This is a genomic window from Streptomyces sp. NPDC005195 (genome assembly GCF_040608315.1).
GTDB lineage: Bacteria > Actinomycetota > Actinomycetes > Streptomycetales > Streptomycetaceae > Streptomyces > Streptomyces kaempferi.
Genome location: NZ_JBEXHZ010000270.1, coordinates 1 through 2,018, shown reverse-complemented (window position 1 = coordinate 2,018; position 2,018 = coordinate 1). Strand labels below are relative to the sequence as shown.

The 2,018-nt window shown below is 70.0% G+C and carries 2 protein-coding genes and 1 pseudogene; all 3 read right to left on the bottom strand.

The window, feature by feature from the left end:
- A pseudogene (locus ABZV34_RS38860) lies at window positions 1-203 on the bottom strand (phosphoesterase); the annotation flags it as partial.
- A 113-nt stretch (window positions 204-316) separates the two neighbouring features.
- On the bottom strand, window positions 317-760 hold the full coding sequence (locus tag ABZV34_RS38855) for a response regulator (protein WP_356287831.1): 444 nt from the start codon (window positions 758-760) through the stop codon (window positions 317-319).
- Window positions 757-2,018, bottom strand: a 1,262-nt coding sequence (locus ABZV34_RS38850) for an ATP-binding protein (RefSeq protein WP_356287828.1), incomplete at its 5' end; no start/stop codon positions are given. The genes ABZV34_RS38855 and ABZV34_RS38850, both read right to left, overlap by 4 nt.

Genomic DNA, 2,018 nt, shown 5'->3' with positions numbered 1-2,018 from the left:
GCGACGGTGCCGATGCCCCGCAGGGCCGCCCGGCGCGCGGTCCGGTCCCCGGACGCGCCGAGGGCCGCGGCCGCGCCGCCCCACAGAAGACCGCCCGCCACGGTCCGCCGCCACCCGGAGGGGCCGGCCCGCAGCACGGTCTCCAGGTTCGGCAGCCGGGCCGTCCCGGCGCCTGTTCGCAGCCCTGTCCTGCGCCTTCTCATGGGAAGCCCACCCTCGCGTCTCGACAACTGATCAGCTGGTCGGCAAGGTTGGTGCCGCCCCTGTCCCTCTTCCCCGACTTCGCCCGTTCATGGACGGGCGGGTGCGGCGGTGGTCAGGAGCTCTTCGGCAGCTTCACCACGGACACGAAGAAGTCGTCGATCTGCCGTACGGCGGCGATGAACTGGTCGAGGTCGACCGGCTTGGTGACATAGGCGTTGGCGTGCAGCTTGTAACTGCGCAGGATGTCCTCCTCGGCGGAGGAGGTGGTGAGGACGACGACGGGAATGTGCGCCAGTTCGCTGTCCGACTTGATGCGCTCCAGCACCTGCCGCCCGTCGTACTTGGGCAGGTTGAGGTCGAGCAGGATCAGGTCGGGCCGCGGCGCGTCCACGTACTGGTTGACGCGGTACAGGAAGTCGAGGGCCTCCTCGCCGTCCCGTACGACGTGCAGGGCGTTGCGGATCTTGTTGTCCTCGAACGCCTCACGGGTCATGAGCTCGTCGCCGGGGTCGTCCTCGACGAGCAGGACCTGGATGGGTTCGACGCGGCTGGTCACGTACGTGCTCCTTCGGGTGGGCGCGCTGTTTCGTCGACCCGAGGACCGGGTTCGGGGCGCGCCATGGGCAGGGTGAACAACACGTCCGTGCCCTCGCCCGCGGCGCCGTCCAGGGTGATGGTCCCACCATGATGCTCGACGATCTTCCGGCAGACGGCAAGCCCGATCCCCGTACCGTCGTACTCGTCCCGGCCGTGCAGCCGCTGGAAGATGACGAAGACCTTCTCCCTGAACGCGGATTCGATGCCTATCCCGTTGTCGCGCACCCCGAGCCTCCACTCCCCCTCAGCCGCCTCGCAGTGGACGACGATCTCGGGTGTCCGCCCGGAGTCGCGGAACTTCACGGCGTTGCCGATCAGGTTCTGCCAGAGCATCGTCAGGGTGGTCGCGTCGCCCGTCACGGTGGGCAGCGGCCCCTCGCGAACCACGCGGGTGTCGGTCTCCTCCAGGGCCACGCTGAGGTTGCCCAGCGCCCGGTCCAGTACGTCGTCGAGTGCTACGGGCACCAGCTTGTCGCCCACGCGGCCGACCCGGGAGAAGGTCAGCAGGTCGTTGATGAGGGTCTGCATGCGCTTGGCCCCGTCGACGGCGAAGTCGATGTACTGCTTGGCCCGGTCGTCCAGTTTGTCGCCGTAGCGTTTCTCCAGCAGCTGGCAGAAGGACGCGACCTTGCGCAGGGGTTCCTGCAGGTCGTGGGAGGCGACGTAGGCGAACTGCTCCAGTTCCGCGTTGGAGCGCTTCAGCTCCAACGCCTGGGCGTCGAGTTCCGCGGTCCGCTCCTCCAGGAGGGTCTCCCGCGCCATGGAGGCGGAGAGCTCCGCGACGATGCGGCGGCGCATCCCCTCGACGGCGCGTGCCACCGCCTCCAGGTCCCGTGGCCCGTCGAGCCGGATCGTACGCTCGAACGCTCCGCCGCTGACGTCGGCCGAGGCCGCTTCCAGGGTCCTCAGCGGTCGTCCGACGATGCGGCGCAGCAGCAGGGTCAGGGCCAGTCCGCAGGCCAGGAAGGCGGCGAGCGTGCCGCCGAAGAAGAGGTTGCGGGACTGCCGGCTGTCCTCCGCCGACGCGCGGGTCCGGTCGCGCAACTGCCCGAGGTGGGTCTCCATGGTGGACAGCAGTTTCCGGGCCTCGTCGAACTGGGCCTTGCTCGCCTCGAGTCCGGGCGCGCCGCGACCGCCCGTACGGACCGACTCGATCAGGGGCCTGGCGTAGTCGCGGCGCCAGGCGTCTCCGGCCCGCCGCACCGCCCCCACGTCGG